This window comes from Corynebacterium sp. MSK310, assembly GCF_030227355.1.
Lineage (GTDB): Bacteria > Actinomycetota > Actinomycetes > Mycobacteriales > Mycobacteriaceae > Corynebacterium > Corynebacterium rhinophilum.
The window spans coordinates 83134-98495 of the sequence record NZ_JASPFZ010000001.1 but is presented as its reverse complement, the minus strand read 5'-3'; the positions used below and the strand labels follow the sequence as shown (position 1 = coordinate 98495).

General features: G+C 60.4%; 13 protein-coding genes. 3 read left to right on the top strand and 10 right to left on the bottom strand.

The features are described from left to right. Positions 1 to 36 precede the first annotated feature (36 nt). The 6 genes from smc to QP891_RS00445 are packed head-to-tail and all read right to left on the bottom strand — an operon-like array spanning position 37 to position 7606. Positions 37 to 3549, bottom strand: a complete 3513-nt coding sequence (gene smc, locus QP891_RS00470; protein WP_284769572.1) for a chromosome segregation protein SMC — start codon at positions 3547 to 3549, stop codon at positions 37 to 39. A gap of 57 nt (positions 3550 to 3606) precedes the next feature. Continuing rightward, a complete protein-coding gene (locus tag QP891_RS00465; protein ID WP_284769571.1) occupies positions 3607 to 3885 on the bottom strand; it encodes an acylphosphatase in 279 nt (92 codons plus the stop codon). 30 nt (positions 3886 to 3915) lie between these two features. Then, a complete protein-coding gene (locus tag QP891_RS00460; RefSeq protein ID WP_284769570.1) occupies positions 3916 to 5418 on the bottom strand; it encodes an alanine/glycine:cation symporter family protein in 1503 nt (500 codons plus the stop codon). A 53-nt stretch (positions 5419 to 5471) separates the two neighbouring features. Next, a complete protein-coding gene (gene mutM, locus QP891_RS00455; protein WP_284769569.1) occupies positions 5472 to 6287 on the bottom strand; it encodes a bifunctional DNA-formamidopyrimidine glycosylase/DNA-(apurinic or apyrimidinic site) lyase in 816 nt (271 codons plus the stop codon). 3 nt (positions 6288 to 6290) lie between these two features. Beyond that, positions 6291 to 7061, bottom strand: coding sequence for a ribonuclease III (rnc, locus tag QP891_RS00450; RefSeq protein WP_284769568.1), 771 nt, complete (start codon positions 7059 to 7061; stop codon positions 6291 to 6293). Next, a complete protein-coding gene (locus tag QP891_RS00445) occupies positions 7058 to 7606 on the bottom strand; it encodes a YceD family protein (RefSeq protein ID WP_284769567.1) in 549 nt (182 codons plus the stop codon). Before QP891_RS00445 ends, rnc begins: the two co-directional genes overlap by 4 nt. Positions 7607 to 7756: 150 nt before the next feature. Here QP891_RS00445 and QP891_RS00440 point away from each other — a divergent pair, with 150 nt between their 5' ends. Next, a complete protein-coding gene (locus QP891_RS00440; protein WP_284769566.1) occupies positions 7757 to 8374 on the top strand; it encodes a hypothetical protein in 618 nt (205 codons plus the stop codon). A gap of 102 nt (positions 8375 to 8476) precedes the next feature. On the opposite strand, the gene QP891_RS00435 is transcribed toward QP891_RS00440, so the two are convergent. Then, the gene (locus tag QP891_RS00435; protein WP_284769565.1) at positions 8477 to 9256 is read right to left on the bottom strand and encodes an SPFH domain-containing protein; all 780 of its coding nucleotides are present in this window, start codon (positions 9254 to 9256) and stop codon (positions 8477 to 8479) included. A gap of 238 nt (positions 9257 to 9494) precedes the next feature. Continuing rightward, complete coding sequence (gene gdhA / locus QP891_RS00430) at positions 9495 to 10841, bottom strand: NADP-specific glutamate dehydrogenase (RefSeq protein WP_284769564.1); 1347 nt, start codon at positions 10839 to 10841, stop codon at positions 9495 to 9497. Positions 10842 to 11042: 201 nt separating this feature from the next. Between gdhA and QP891_RS00425 the strand changes: the two genes are divergently transcribed. Beyond that, positions 11043 to 12128 carry a glycerate kinase family protein gene (locus QP891_RS00425; protein ID WP_284769563.1) on the top strand — a complete coding sequence of 362 codons (1086 nt, stop codon included), beginning with the start codon at positions 11043 to 11045 and terminating at the stop codon, positions 12126 to 12128. On the opposite strand, the gene QP891_RS00420 is transcribed toward QP891_RS00425, so the two are convergent. Further along, positions 12125 to 12523, bottom strand: coding sequence for a hypothetical protein (locus QP891_RS00420; RefSeq protein ID WP_284769562.1), 399 nt, complete (start codon positions 12521 to 12523; stop codon positions 12125 to 12127). The two genes, QP891_RS00425 and QP891_RS00420, sit on opposite strands and share 4 nt — an antisense overlap. A gap of 36 nt (positions 12524 to 12559) precedes the next feature. Between QP891_RS00420 and QP891_RS00415 the strand changes: the two genes are divergently transcribed. Continuing rightward, on the top strand, positions 12560 to 13762 hold the full coding sequence (locus tag QP891_RS00415) for an amidohydrolase (RefSeq protein ID WP_284816801.1): 1203 nt from the start codon (positions 12560 to 12562) through the stop codon (positions 13760 to 13762). A 69-nt stretch (positions 13763 to 13831) separates the two neighbouring features. Here the strand turns inward: QP891_RS00415 and pyk are convergent, their stop codons facing one another. Further along, positions 13832 to 15250 carry a pyruvate kinase gene (gene pyk, locus QP891_RS00410; RefSeq protein WP_284816861.1) on the bottom strand — a complete coding sequence of 473 codons (1419 nt, stop codon included), beginning with the start codon at positions 15248 to 15250 and terminating at the stop codon, positions 13832 to 13834. Positions 15251 to 15362 lie beyond the last annotated feature (112 nt).

Below are 15362 nucleotides of genomic sequence, written 5' to 3'. Positions count from 1 at the left end.
TTTCGGGCTTGCGGCACATAAGGGAGGGGAAATCTTTTATTCCGTTGATTGCGGCGCATCAACTCCAAGCCGCGTTGCATCCTGGCTTGCTTGCTCGGCTCCCGGCGCGAGTCCGGCTGGATTCATGCGCTGGGAGATGACCCGGGTGATGCCATCGCCGCGCATGGTCACGCCATAGAGGACATTGGCCACATCCATGGTGGGCTTCTGGTGCGTGATGACAATGAGCTGGGAATCCTTCCGCAACTCCTCGAATAAGGCGATAAGCCGGCGCAGGTTCACATCATCAAGCGCTGCCTCGACCTCATCCATGACGTAGAACGGGCTGGGGCGCGCGCGGAAGATAGCCACGAGCATGGCCAGTGCGGTAAGGGATTTCTCACCGCCGGAAAGCAGCGATAGGCGCTTGACCTTCTTACCGGGCGGGCGGGCTTCTACCTCGATGCCGGTGGTGAGCATGTCTTCTGGCTCGGTAAGGATCAACCGGCCCTCCCCACCCGGGAAGAGGGTATTGAATACCTTGGGAAACTCTGCCTCCACATCCCGCCAGGCATCGGTAAAGAGCTGCAGGATTTGCTTATCCACATCCGAAATTACCCCGGCGAGATCCTGACGGGCTTGGATGACGTCATCGAGCTGCGTGGACAGGTAGCTGTAGCGCTCTTCCAGAGCCTTATATTCCTCCAAGGCCAAGGGGTTGACCTTGCCCAAGGAGTTCAAATCCTTTTCCGCCTGCTGCAGCCGCGACTTTTCCGCGCTGCGGTCAAAGTCTTCGCCCGGGGTGAAATCGCGCAAGAGTTCAGCGATGGCGATAGCCAGCTGTTCGCCAATCTTTTTCTCCGCTTCATCTAGGCGCACCTGCGCCTGCGAGCGCGCCAGTTCTGCTTCATGCGCCCGCGCCGTTAGCCGGTCACTATTTTGGCGTGCGGCCGATACCGCCTGCTTGGCCTGCTGCAATTGGGAATTTAAAGAGTTGCGCTCGTGTACAAACTCATCGCGCTCAGAGGTGGCGCGACTTAAAAGCTGGTTTGCCCGCGCGGCCAAATCCTGTGCGTGCCGTGTCACTGCCGATGCCAGTTGCCCCTGCGCCTTGCGGCGGGCCATGGCCTGTTCATGGCGGGCCTTCGCTTGACGCTCGTGTTGGGCCTGGCGCCGCAAACTATCGGCCTTGCCGGCAACTTGGCCCACGCGCTCTTGCGCCGAGCGGGCGGCAACTTGGGCCTCCATTTCCATGGACTTTACTTCTTCCAGCGCGGCCGAGGCGGCATCCCTATCTGCGGACGAGGGCTCGTCTGGTTGATCCTCGGCGTCGACGCGGGCGAGCCTATCGCGGGCATCGGCAAGCTCTTTATTGGCTTTCTGCAGCCGCACCTCAATCTCGGTGGCGCGCTGGGCGGACTTTTCCAGCTCCGCTTTATTGGCCTCGTACTGCTTTTCCAAGCGGTGGTGATCGCGCTTCCAAGCATCAACCTCGGTATCGTGCTCCCGCAAAGCTGCCTTCGCGGACGCGGCCGTCACGCGGGCATCTTCGGCAGCAATCCTTGCTCCCTCCAGGGTGCCGGAGAGCTCGTCCAGGGCCTGATTGGCTTGCTCTAGCTCCTCTTCGGCCTCCGCGATGCGGGCGGTGACCTCCACGGTAGACGAGGATCCGGTACCGACCTCGACCCACCCTTCGCCGATGACGACGCCGGAAACCGTCACGGCACGCAGGCGCGGATCATCGGAGACGAGGCGCCGGCCGTGGGCAATATCGGGGACGAGGACGACATCGGCAAGCAGCCGGTGCAATGCCGTCGAAACCGCAGGTTGGACCGTTATGTGATCCAGCAGCCAGGAGGTCTGCGGCGGCAAATCGGCATCGACGCGCCACGAGCTTGCAGGCGCGGTCGCCGCCGCATCCAGCAGCGCCGAGCGCGGGCCCTTCTCCAAATGCGCAATCAACCCTTCGGTCAGCTGACCCGCCTGTGCTTCAGCGAAGGTGCCCAAGGCGGCCGCAACCGCTGACTCGTAGGTCGTAGAAATGTATGCGGCCAATGGCTGGAATTCCTCATCTACCTCGACCGGCTCAGGGATAGTCTGGGATAGCGTATCGATGCGGGACCGCAGCGTATAGACACTGCGCTCGCGCTCGCGCTGGGCATCGCGGAGCTGGTCCAAGCGCTTATCGGCAGCGCCCGACTCGCTGGCAGCCCGCGTATGCGCTTCCTCCAAAGGCTGGCGCTCCGCAGCATAATTATCCAGCTTCTGCGCTACCTCAGCGGCTTCTGCCTGCGCGTTCTGAGTGCGTTGCTGCAACGAGGCCACGGCCTCTTCCTGCCGCGCCAACTCCTCTTCCGCGCTGGCCACCTGCCCCGCGGCCTTTTCCTCGGCGGCAAAAAGGCGCACCACGCCCTCGCGGCGGTCCGCAATAGCGCGCACCTGCGCCATATGTTCGTGCTCTGCGGCCTCGAATGCTTGCCGACGCTCCGCTACTTCCTCCCTGATGCTTTCCAACCGCTCCGCAGCTTCTTCTGCCGCTTCCAAGAGCGCCTCGTGCTCCTCGTCCGCGCGCGTCGCCTTGGCCTCAAGATCATCCGGATCCTGGCCGGCATAGGCGACCTGGGACCCAGCATTATCCGCCCTCTCCTCTGCGATTCGCTGGGTCGCCGCAATGCGCTCGGACAGGGTGGAGAGATCAAACCACAGTTTTTGGGCGGCTTCTGCCTGCGGGTTGACCTCCTCTAGTTGGGTTTCCAGCTCCATTTGGTGCTCGGTCGCCTCTTCGAGCTGTGCCGTGGTCTCTTCTACCTGGGTGGATAGGGCCGTCGCGGTGCGTTCGGCATCGGAAAGCTTTTGCCGCAAGCCGACGATGCGGTCTCCGGCCAAGCGCAGGCGCGCATCGCGTACATCTGCCTGCACCGTCGCCGCGCGCTGGGCGGCTTCTGCCTGCCGCGCCAAGGGCTTGAGTTGTTTTCCCAGCTCATCCGTCAAATCTTGCAGGCGGTCCAAATTGGCCTGCATGCCCGTAAGTTTGCGCTGGGCTTTTTCTTTGCGGCGGCGGTGTTTGAGGACGCCGGCGGCTTCCTCGATATAGGAGCGGCGATCCTCGGGGCGCGATTCCAGGATTTCAGAAAGCTTGCCCTGCCCCACGATGATGTGCATTTCCCGGCCAATACCGGAATCAGAAAGCAGTTCCTGGATATCCATCAACCGGGCCTTCGCCCCGTTGATTTCGTATTCGCTCGCGCCGTCGCGGAACATGCGGCGGGTCACAGAGACCTCGGAGTACTCGATGGGCAGGGCACCATCGGCATTATCGATGGTGAGTGTGACCTCGGCCCGGCCCAATTGCTTGCGGTCGCCTGTCCCAGCGAAGATGACGTCTTGCATCTTGCCGCCGCGCAGGGTTTTCGCGCTGGCCTCTCCCATGACCCAGGCAAGGGCATCGACCACGTTGGATTTGCCGGAACCGTTCGGGCCGACGACGGCGCAGATGCCCGGCTCAAATTTGAGAGACGTCGCCGACGCGAATGACTTAAAGCCTTTGAGCGTCAGCGATTTCAGGTGCATTTGGGATAGTCTAGCAAGCCGTTAAGACACGAGTTATAGCAAGCATTGGGTTGGCTATTAGCGCTCGACAAAGCCGCTTTCACCCTTCGCAGCGGCCCACTGCTCGACCACGAGATCGACGCTGCCGGGGCGGCGGGTGGTGCTCGGTTGCTCCTGCAAAAGTTCCAAAAGCTTCTCGCAGTCTGCGCGCGGGCCCTCAGCAACAACCTGCACGCGGCCATCTGCCAGGTTGGTCGCATGCCCAGCAAGGCCTAGTTCCAGGGCGCGCGAGCGCGTCCACCAGCGAAAGCCTACTCCTTGCACGTTGCCGTGCACAAAGGCGGTCATTCTTTCCATGTCACTGCACCCTCCTCATTAATAGCGATATTAATAGCGATCGGCCTCGCCGCGATCGCGCAAGATTTTGCGATCAGCATCGCTGCGGCGGGTCACGGGATCGGAGCCGTCCCAGCACTCCACGCCGGGCACGTCCGGAAGCATATCGCGGTGGAAGACCGGATCGATTCCCTTACTGCGCTGCTCGTTGAAGTTCTTTAGCAATTGAATGGCCACGCCGGATAGCGGGACAATGGCAATGATATTCAGGATCACCATCGTCGCCGCACCGGTATCCGCCAAGGCGAAGACCAAGGGCAAAGAACCGACGGCGCCGAACCAAACGAAGAACAGCACCACGAGGCGGAAGATTTGCAGCACCGTTTTATTGGTGGTGAGGTATTCCAGGTTGGCTTCAGCCAAGTAGTAGTTGCCCAAGATGGAAGAAAAGGCCAAGAAGAACAAGATGAAGCTGACGAAGTGAATTCCCCAGTGGCCAACCTCGGCGGACAAGGCCGCCTGCGTCAGGGAAACACCCTCGGCCTCTTCGCCGTAGGCAACTTCCGGGCCAAGCAAGATCAGGAAGGCGGTAATGGTACAGACCACGATGGTGTCGAAGTACACGCCCAAGGTCTGCACCAGGCCCTGCTTTACCGGGTGGGAGACGGTGGCGGTAGCCGCCGCGTTAGGGGCAGAACCCTCGCCTGCCTCATTGGAAAACAGGCCCCGCTGGATACCCTTCATCATCGCGGTACCGATACCCGCACCGGCGATTTCCTTAAAGCCAAGCGCGTGGCCGATGATATCTCCCAGCATGCCCGGGACCTTGTCAAAGTTCGTAATGACCACAAAGCCACCGATGAGCAGGTACGCCAGGGCCATAAACGGAACGACTACCTGAGTAATGTTCGCAATGCGCTTCACGCCGCCGAAAATGATGAGGCCCGCAGCAATCGCGATGATGATGCCAACGATAGATCCAAAGGTGGCATCGTCTTCGCGGCCGAAGGAAAAGGCCACGGCCTCTGCGATGGCGTTGGTCTGGAAGGAGTTATAGACCAAGCCGAAGGTAAAGACGATGGCGATAGAGAAAAGAACGCCGAGCGGGCCCCAGCCCAGCCCGCGCTTCATGTAGTAGGCCGGCCCGCCGCGGTACGTATCACCATTGCGCACCTTCCACAGCTGCGCCAGGGTGGATTCCACAAAGGCGGTCGCGCCACCGAGCAGGGCGATGATCCACATCCAAAAGACGGCGCCAGGCCCACCTACGGAGATGGCCACCGCGACGCCGGCCACATTGCCGGTACCCACCCGCGATGCCGCAGAAATGGTAAATGCCTTAAACGCGGAGATTCCCCCACTGCCTGCGCCCTCATCCTCATCGTCGCCTTTGGGGCGCTCGACGACGGCGCGCAGCATATCGGGTACCTTGCGAATCTGCACCACCGCGGTGCGAGCGCCAAATAACAGGCCTGCGCCGATGAGCAGCCAGGGCAGGATGTATGTCCACACGCCATCGTTAAATGTCGTGACGACATTTTCGAGAAATTCCATGCGAATTAATTTACTGCCTAAAGGTGCACAACGTGAATCTCACGGGTGCAGGCTTATTGACAGTGGGGGCAATAATGGCTCGAGCGTCCCCCGATTACACACCGCTCAATAGGTGTGCCGCAGCGGGAACATGGCTGGCCAGCGCGGCCATAGGCGGCAAGCGAGCGCGCGAAATAGCCAGATTCACCATTGACGTTAACGTACAAAGAATCAAAGCTGGTTCCCCCCGCTTTGAGGGCGGCCGACATCACGGTCTGCGCCGCGCTTAATAGCGCCACCGCGTCTTTCTGACGCAGCACAGAAGCCTTCTTGCGCGGTGAAATACGTGCTGCCCACAGCGCTTCATCTGCGTAGATATTGCCAATGCCAGATACCAGCGTTTGATCCAATAGCGCCGTTTTTGCCGCGGTTTTCTTCTGCCGCAGGCGGCGCGCGGCGCTGGCGATATCAAAATCGGGTTCCAATGGATCCAAGCCGATATGCGAAATCTTGGACCACGGCGCATACAGCCAGTATCCAAAGGTGCGCTGATCCACGAAGTGCAGCTCGGTGCCATCGCTGAGCTCTACCGTGATGCGGCGATGCGGGGAGTCGGTGTGGCCGATGCGCAGCTGCCCCGACATGCCTAGGTGAATAAAAAGCACGTCGCGGTGGCTATCCATCGGGTTCTCCCCCACGAATTCCAGCCACATGAATTTGCCGCGGCGGGCGACCGCGGCGATTTCCTTGCCCACTATAAGGCCCGCGAGCGGCTCATCTTGGCCGCGGTTCGCCCGCGGGTGCGCAATGTCTACCGCCGTAATCTCTTGGCCCACGACGTAGGTTTCCACCCCGCGGCGCACCGATTCTACTTCGGGCAACTCTGGCATTATTTAGCCTTCTTTATGAGCGGTCCCTTGCACCAGCAACGGGGTTTCGCGCAGGGTTTGGCATGCCTCTTGCGCGGCCTGCTGTTCCGCTAATTTCTTATTGTGGCCCTGCCCGTGCCCCACTGTCAGCCCGGCGACGGTGGCAACCGCGCTGAAGGTTTGATCGTGTTCTGGGCCGGTAGCGGTTGCCGAATACACCGGCATGGGTGCCTTCAGCTCGGCACACAGCTCCTGCAAGGTGGTCTTCCAGTCCAAGTGGCGGCCACTGACGGAGGCATTATCGATCTTTTCCGCGAAGAGGCGCAGGATCACATCGCGGGCGGTTTCAAAGCCGTGCTCGCGATAAATGGCACCGAAAATCGCCTCGGTGGTATCCGCAAGGATGGAATCCTTATCGCGCCCACCAGTGGACTGTTCGCCCTTACCCAGTAGGATATGCGGGCCTAGGTTGATTTCACGCGCGACATCGGAAAGCCCATAGCGCGAGACGATGGACGCGCGCATCTTAGAGATATCGGATTCGGGGCGCGATGGATACGTCACGTATAGTTTCGCGGCCACCGATAGCCCTAAGACGGCATCGCCCAAAAACTCAAGGCGCTCGTTATTAGGCAGGTGCCCGTTTTCATTGGCAAAAGAACGGTGCGTGAGCGCCAAGCGCAGATTGTCCGGTTCCAGGGCAACGTCGAGCGATTCCAAGAGCGGGGTGTGATCGACCGCCGCAAAAGTAGCTTCCCACGCCTCTTGCCCCGTTAGCTTCTTCTTGCGGCTCATAGGAATTTCTCCAGACCTGCCCAGCGCGGGTCTATCTTCTCCTCTTCCTCTTCTTCCCCGGAGATTCCGGTGGTCACACCCTCTGGGGTCTGGATATCGCAGCCGTCTTCGCAGACGGGGGCGAAGGGAAGATTCAGGCCTGCTTCATCGATAACCGCCTGGAGTAGATCCAGCTCATCGTCTTGGATTTCGGGGATTTCATCGCCCGAACCGGCATCGTCAGAATCGGCTTCATCGCCGCTGACAAAGGACTCATCGGCGGCAAAGACCTGGGTGACGTGCAAATCCAGCTGCGGGTGTAGCTCTTTTAAGCAGCGCGCACACTCGCCGGTTAGAACACCGGAGATATCCGCATCAACCAACACCCCTGAGCCCAGCGGGGTCAGGGTTGCGGCAACGGTGAGATCTTCGCCTTTAGGGATGGCGATCATTTCCACGCCGATCCTTTCCGGTGCAGGGCCCGTCTGGGTGCGTTGTTCCGGCAGTGCGTCAGCGCCTTGGGCGTTTAATAATTCGCCCACATCGAACTTCAATGGAGATGTCATAACAGTTGGTAGTCTACCCTGCCTCGCAAACTCCGCGTAGTTGCTGGCACGGCCGCTTTTTCTGGCAAGAAACTGAAGGTTCGGGCATAAAGCGCTATGGCTTGCCGGTTTTCCCTTTCCTGCAGGCCGCGGCCGCCTTAGCCTGAAGGCATGACTTACCACTTGGCCGCGGCCTCAGGAGATTTGAGCGCTATCGCTCCTAGATTCGGAGTGTTGTGCTGCCTTCCCGCCACCTTCTTGGTCATCTCTGGGGCAGTCCTCCATCGCCTGCCCAAGGCCGACCACTCTGGCATCTACGGCGACAGGGGCCTGCGCCTTTCCTCCGCCCTCATCCTCAGCATGTGCGCGGGACTGATTGCCGGCGCGTTTTTGGTCATCCCTTCCGGACTCGACCTCACGGTGCTTACCGGTGCCCTAGTGTTTTCGGCCAGCGCCGCCGCCATCACGTGGCTTTCGCGCGAAGCCCTTGCCTGCGCACTGGTTAGCGTCGGCGCCATGTTCCTGACCGCGGGCGCGGTCATTAGCCTCAGCGCGATGTTTTTCCCCCAAGACTTTATGAGCGGCTCGATGACCTCGCTCACCTCCTACTTCACCACGGCCTTGGTCACCTTCCTCTTCCCCGGCCTGGTCAGCGCGGGAATCGTGGCCTTCGTGGCGATCCAGAGCCAACGCCCTCACCCTGCTACGAATGCTGCTGATGCCACGCTTGCCGATGCCCCCTCATCATCCCCCACGCCGCGCTACTCCACCTCGCGCAGCTCGGTTTAGCCTCCCACAGGCACAATGAGTCCTGCTACACGGTGACGCGATTTGAGCAAATCACCCGTGCAGCAGGACTTTCTTAAGCGTCGTGCCTTGTAATTTAAGCCTTTAGCGTTCGGTATAGCGGCGCTCGTAACCGTCGTCGCCGCCATAGCGTGCAGCACCGGTACCACCGGTAGCACCAGCGCGAGGGGACCCAGCGTTAGTGGACGGCAGGTAGTCGCCGCCGCGAGAGCGCACGCCTGCCCCTCCGCGCAGCGCGGAACGATCGGAGTTTACGGTGCGCAGGAGGCCGCTGAGGGAACTTTCAAATTCGCTGAGCTTGCTATCTACAAAGTCATCGCACTCCGTGCGCAGCCGGTTGGATTCGGTGTATGCGGTTTCCACGATCCGGTTGGCTTCTTCGTTGGCGCGGCGAACGACTTCAGATTCGGAGACCAAACGCTCTTGTTCTTGGCGGCCCTCCGCCACCGAGCGCTCGTATTCCTCGTTGGCCTGAGCAATGGTGCGGTCTGCATCTGCGCGGGCTTGCTCGACTGTGGCCTGGGCGCGCGCCTCGGCATCGGCCACCAGCCGCTGGGCATGTTCTTCTGCCTGCGCGACCGTGGTATCGGCCTCTTGGCGCGCCTGGTTCACCATGTCAGTGGCCTCCGCAGACGCCTCATTAATGGTGTTATCTGCGCGCTCTTCGGCGCCGCGGATAATCTCGTCTTGCTTGTCTAAAACATCCTGCGCGTCGTCGATTTCTACGGGCAGCGCGTTGCGCAGGTCATCGAGAAGCGCCAGCATCTCATGGCGGGGGACCAAGCAATTGGAGGTCATGGGAAAGCCAGAAGCCTGCTCCAAATGCTGAACTAATTCATCAAGGGATTCAAAGACACGGTACATGCTGGGAATTCTACAACGCAGCACCCTGCATTGTGTGGAGGGCGCGCCTTGGATCCTCAGGCCGGTGCAACGCAGGCCAATGCCCTCCGAGTTCAATTCGCTTCCCATGTGCGATTAACCCATTTTCCTCCACGTACCCGCGGCACCGGCGCATACGGCTGCCGAGTCCTCGCAGCAATGCAGAAGCTCCCCACCTCCCCGCGGGTGCGGAGAAATGGGGAGCGTGGGTTAAGGGAGTTTAGATAACGCCCTGTGCCAGCATGGCGTCAGCCACCTTCTTGAAGCCGGCGATATTGGAGCCAGCCACGTAGTCGCCTTCACGGTCGTATTCCTTGGCCGTGTTGTCGATGTTTTTGAAGATGTTGCTCATGATGCCGCGCAGGCGGTCATCGGTGTACTCGAAGGACCAGGAGTCGCGGGATGCATTCTGCTGCATCTCCAGTGCGGAGGTTGCCACACCACCGGCGTTGGCGGCCTTGCCGGGTGCGAAGTTGATCTTGGAGTCCTGGAATACGTGTACCGCATCCGGCGTAGACGGCATGTTAGCGCCCTCTGCAACGTAGCGGACGCCGCCCTCGACGAGCTTCTTAGCGGATTCGCCGTCGAGCTCGTTCTGGGTTGCACACGGAAGTGCAACATCTGCCTGGACGTCCCAGATATTGCCACCCTCGTGGAACTCCACGCCATTGCCAGCTTCCTTGGCGTAGGTGGAGATGCGCTCGCGGCGAACTTCCTTGACATCGCGAAGTAGTTCAACGTCCACGCCATTCGGGGTGGAGATGTAGCCGGAGGAGTCAGACATCGCGACGACGGTAGCGCCCAATTCCTGCGCCTTTGCGGCGGCGTAGATGGCAACGTTACCGGAGCCAGACACGATGACCTTGGCGCCGTCGAAGGACTCGCCGTGGGTCTTCATCATTTCTTCGGTGATGTAGACGGCACCGAAACCGGTGGCCTCGGTACGTACCAAGGAACCGCCCCAGGTCAGGCCCTTACCGGTCAGGACGCCGGACTCGTGCTGGGTGGTCAGGCGGCGGAACTGGCCGAAGAGGAAGCCGATTTCGCGGCCGCCGACGCCGATGTCTCCGGCAGGAACGTCGCGGTACTCACCGATGTGGCGGTGCAGCTCGGTCATAAAGGACTGGCAGAAGCGCATAACTTCCTGCTCAGACTTGCCCTTCGGGTCAAAGTCGGAGCCACCCTTGCCGCCACCGATGGGCAGGCCGGTCAGGGAGTTCTTAAAGATTTGCTCAAAGCCCAAGAACTTAATGATGCCCAGGTTTACCGAGGGGTGGAAACGCAGGCCGCCCTTGTACGGGCCGAGTGCGGAGTTGAACTGCACACGGAAACCGCGGTTGACCTGCACCTCGCCGTTGTCATCAACCCATGGGACGCGGAAGATGAGCTGGCGCTCTGGCTCACACAGGCGCTCAACCAGACCGTAGTCTGCGTAGTGTGGGTCCTTATCCAGGACGATCTTGAGCGAATCCAGCACCTCGGACACCGCCTGGTGGAATTCCGGTTCACCGGCGTTGCGCTTGAGTAGCTTGTCGTAGTACTCAGAAATCTGGCTATCAACAGACATAGTGTATAAATCCCATTCTCGTGGAGTTTGACTAGCAGGAACTAGTTTCCTATCAATCTACCGATAATGCAAGTACAATTATTTCTCACTCCCCCAATTATCCGCTTTTACCTGCGACAATAAAGTTAAATATTTTCTGTAGAACGTTCGGATTCCTAGCAAAAAGCCGCCGCGCGGGTCGCGGGCTTTATAATCACGGGCATGCATATTGTTGTCGCGCCTGACTCTTTTAAAGGTACCGCTTCTGCCGCGGAAGCCGCAGCCGGAATAGCCAATGGAATCCGCCAGCACTACCCCAACGCCACCGTCACCACCTTGCCGATGGCCGATGGCGGGGAAGGCACCGCCCAAGTGCTGGCCCAGGCCGCCTCGGCGGGCGGGCAGGAAACCCAGACCATTACCCTGCCCACAACGGATGCGGTGGGGCGCTTGACCGAGGCGCAGTATTTCCTCGCTGGGCACACGGCTTTCATCGATGTCGCCGCCGCCACTGGGCTGCCCGCGGTCCGCGACGCGCTCGATCCCCTCCACGCGGATTCTTATGGCACGGGCGTGCTGCTTGCCGATGCCCAATCTCGCGGCGCCACCTCCATCGTGCTCGGCCTCGGCGGCACGGCCAGCATTGACGGCGGTATGGGCATCCTTGCGGCCCTCGGCGCCGCCGCCCACGATGCACGCGGCTATGCCCTGCCCAAGGGCGGCGCCCCATTGGTGCAGCTCGATTCCATCGACACCGCGCAATTAAATATCAAAGCGGGCATGGTTGATTTCACGCTCTTGGCCGATACCCGGGCTAAGGCTATGCAGGCAGCCACCATGTACGGGCCGCAAAAAGGCGCAGAGGGCGAACAGATTGCCCTGCTTGCAGGTGCCCTCCTCCAATTGTGCAAGGTCACCGGCACGGATCCGGAGACTGAATTTACCGGTGCGGCAGGCGGCATTCCCATCGGCCTAACCTGGCTTTCGCGCACTCTGTGGGGCACCGATGAGCACGCCCGCGTCGTCTCTGGCGGGACACATGTGGCGAAGGCCCTCGGCCTCGCCGAGGCCATTTCTCAGGCTGACCTCGTCATCACCGGCGAAGGCGCCTTTGACGAACAATCCTTGACCGGCAAGGTCGTCGGCACCGTCGCGGACCTGGCGGCGGAGTCCTCTACCCCCGTCGGCATCATTGCCGGGGCCATCAACCAGGACACCGAGCACTTCACCGCGGAGCTAGACCAAGAAGGTGGGATGCCGGAGCAGCTGGCTAGGGCTGCCCGGGACATCGTCAAGCAGCTGGGCTAAGGGCGAATCTCGACCGTCCACGGAAAGATGGCCGGGCGCTCATGTGCCAATTCATCCTCCAGCAGCACGTGGTCCTTGGGCAATACAGCGTGCGGCGTGAGCAAGCGCGACAGCACCATAGCCAACTGGTTCACAGATCCGGTCGCCCCCTCCACCGCAATGTTATAGCGATGGGCGTGCGCGCCTTCTAAATCGCGCTCTTCATGTTCATCGCGATAATTTTGCTGCAGCTGTTCCTCCAAGCCCTCAGGGAATTGGGGATCTGCTGGGCGAGTAACCTCGGCGGAGGCAAGCGATCCGCCCGCTACCAGCTTATCGGTGGCAGTGGTAAAAATTTCCTCCACGCGGTCCGCTTGCTCATCTGGAACCAATACATCGAATTGAATAGTCGGCATATAGCTGACCCTACCCTAACCAAAGGGATGAAAACTATGTCTTATTCCACAAACATCGCTTCCGTGGTCCACTCTGCGGATACTGACCTGGCGTGGCAACGGGATTTTTACGAAGATCTGCACCGCCACCCCGAGCTCTCCCACGAGGAGGAACGCACCGCGGCGCGCATCCGCGCAAAGTTGGCGGCGTTTGATTGCGAAGTAGAAGAAAACATCGGCGGGCACGGCATGGTTGCCATTTTCCGCAACGGCGATGGACCCACCGCGCTCATGCGCGCCGATTTCGATGCCCTGCCGGTCAAGGAAGCCACCGGCGTGGAGTATTCCTCGACCAATGACTACATGCACGCCTGCGGGCACGACATGCACACCACCGCCCTGCTCGGTGCCTGCGCGCTTCTCGATGCCTCCCGCGACACTTGGTCCGGCACCTTCCTTGCCCTGTTCCAGCCGGCGGAGGAATCATCCATGGGCGCGAAATACATGATCGCCGATAACCTCACCGAGCGCGTGCCACGCCCCGATATTTGCTTAGGCCAGCACATCATGCCTGGCCGCGCCGGCACCGTCCGCCACACCGCCGGCCCCATCATGGCCGGTTGCGATTCCCTGCGCATCCGCATCTTTGGCAAATCCGCCCACGCCTCCATGCCGCATAATTCCATCGACCCGACCTATACCGCGGCGATGATCGTCACTCGGCTCCAGGCCATCGTCGGCCGCGAGGTAGCCCCGCACGAGTTCTTCGTCATTTCTGTAGGCGAGCTGCATTCCGGCGATAAAAATAACATCATCCCGGATTCCGCCGAGCTCGTGCTCAATACCCGCTTCTATGATCCAGCCCTGGCAGAAAAGGTCTATGCCTCCTTAGAGCGCATGGTAAAAGCCGAGTGCATGGCCTCCGGCTGCGAAAAAGACCCCACCTTCGAGTACTACGCGCACGGCGAGGTCACCGATAATGATGCCGCCGCATATTCGCCCATCGACGAGGTCTTTACGGCCACCTTCGGAGAATCATCCGTTACCGCCTCGCCCTCGACCGCTTCTGAAGACTTCTGTTACCTCCCGCAGGCATGGGGCGTGCCGTATGTCTTTTGGCACGTAGGGTGCACCCCAGAAGCCGAGTTGGCCGATCCCCCGGTCAACCACCAGGCCAACTTCCTGCCGGATTACGAGCCCACGGTCAAGGCCTCCACCCAGGCTGCCCATGCAGCGGTCCTGGCGTACCTGGGCGCTTAACTCAACATAAAAACCCGCCGCGTCCCCCTTTTCACTGGAGTGTGGGGGCGCGGCGGCTTTTTCAGTGCGCTAGTCCTTGATGGTTTCTCCCAAAATGTGGCACTGAATCATGTTGGTATTGCCGGAGATTCCCGGAGGGGTACCTGCAACGACGACGACCAAGTCATTCTCGTCGTACTCGTCCAAGTCCAGCAAGTACTTATCGATGGCCTCCATCATCTCATCCGTGGACTTGACGTCGGGGCTCAAGAAGGTCTCTGCACCCCAAGTCAGCGCCAGCTGGGAGCGCACATCTTCATTCGGGGTAAATACCAGCAGTGGCAGGTCAGAGTGTAGGCGAGCAACACGCTTTGCGGTATCGCCGGAAGAGGTAAAGGCAACGATGGCCTTGGCGTTCAGGCGCTCTGCAATATCGCGGGCGGAATAGGACATGACGCCGCGCTTGGTGCGCGGGACGTGCGCCAGCGGCGGGACCTGGCCATCGGTCTCGGAGCGCTTGACGATGCGCGACATGGTCCGCACGACGTTGTGCGGATCCGCGCCCACGGAGGTCTCGCCGGACAGCATCACCGCGTCGGCGCCGTCGAGCACAGCGTTGGCCACGTCGGAAGCCTCCGCGCGGGTCGGGCGGGAGTTCTCAATCATGGAATCCAGCATCTGGGTGGCCACGATGACCGGCTTCGCGTTCTCGCGGGAAATCTGGATAGCGCGCTTCTGGAATAGTGGCACCTCTTCCAGCGGAACCTCAACGCCCAAGTCACCACGGGCAATCATCACGGCGTCGAAAGCCAAGATGATGGATTCGAGGGCATCGACGGCCTCGGGCTTTTCCAGCTTGGCGATGACCGGCACGCGGCGGCCTTCCTCGTCCATGATCTCGTGGACCTTGTCGACATCGGCAGGCGAACGCACGAAGGACAGCGCAATGTAGTCCACACCGAGTTGCAGGGCAAAGCGCAGGTCCTCAATGTCCTTCTCAGACAGCGCCGGCACCGAAATGCTCATGCCGGGCAGGGACACGCCCTTGTTATTGGATACGGGGCCACCCTCGGTGACCTCGCACACCACGTCATTGCCGTCTACTTCCTTGCAGACGACGGCGACCTTGCCGTCATCGATAAGCAAGCGATCGCCAGGCTTTGCGTCTTCTGCCAAGCCCTTGTAGGTGGTGGATACGCGGTCGTGGGTGCCTTCTACATCGTCTACAGTAATGCGGACGATTTCACCGTTATCCCACTGCTCTTCGCCGTTCTTAAAGCGGCCGAGGCGAATCTTAGGGCCCTGGAGATCGGCCAAGATACCTACGTTCCGGCCGGTCTTTTCGGTGGCTTCGCGGACCCACTTGTAATTGGCTTCGTGGTCCGCATGCCCGCCGTGCGACATGTTAAGGCGCGCGACGTTCATGCCGTCTTCTACAAGGCGCAAAATTCCGTCCCCGCTAGCTACCGCGGGGCCGAGAGTACAGACAATTTTGGTTCTTCTATCCAGCATTATTGGCCTATTCCATCGGGGAAATTGAACAACCCCCAACCTACTCCCTCGCGCGCCGACAGGCCACAATTTTTTGGCGCCTTAACTAGGGCAATCGGACACGATCACA

Coding starts and splice junctions, on each gene's coding strand:
- smc (WP_284769572.1), bottom strand. CDS start 3,549: ATGCACCTGAAATCGCTGACGCTCAAAGGCTTTAAGTCATTCGCGTCG.
- QP891_RS00465 (WP_284769571.1), bottom strand. CDS start 3,885: ATGGAAAGAATGACCGCCTTTGTGCACGGCAACGTGCAAGGAGTAGGC.
- QP891_RS00460 (WP_284769570.1), bottom strand. CDS start 5,418: ATGGAATTTCTCGAAAATGTCGTCACGACATTTAACGATGGCGTGTGG.
- mutM (WP_284769569.1), bottom strand. CDS start 6,287: ATGCCAGAGTTGCCCGAAGTAGAATCGGTGCGCCGCGGGGTGGAAACC.
- rnc (WP_284769568.1), bottom strand. CDS start 7,061: ATGAGCCGCAAGAAGAAGCTAACGGGGCAAGAGGCGTGGGAAGCTACT.
- QP891_RS00445 (WP_284769567.1), bottom strand. CDS start 7,606: ATGACATCTCCATTGAAGTTCGATGTGGGCGAATTATTAAACGCCCAA.
- QP891_RS00440 (WP_284769566.1), top strand. CDS start 7,757: ATGACTTACCACTTGGCCGCGGCCTCAGGAGATTTGAGCGCTATCGCT.
- QP891_RS00435 (WP_284769565.1), bottom strand. CDS start 9,256: ATGTACCGTGTCTTTGAATCCCTTGATGAATTAGTTCAGCATTTGGAG.
- gdhA (WP_284769564.1), bottom strand. CDS start 10,841: ATGTCTGTTGATAGCCAGATTTCTGAGTACTACGACAAGCTACTCAAG.
- QP891_RS00425 (WP_284769563.1), top strand. CDS start 11,043: ATGCATATTGTTGTCGCGCCTGACTCTTTTAAAGGTACCGCTTCTGCC.
- QP891_RS00420 (WP_284769562.1), bottom strand. CDS start 12,523: ATGCCGACTATTCAATTCGATGTATTGGTTCCAGATGAGCAAGCGGAC.
- QP891_RS00415 (WP_284816801.1), top strand. CDS start 12,560: ATGTCTTATTCCACAAACATCGCTTCCGTGGTCCACTCTGCGGATACT.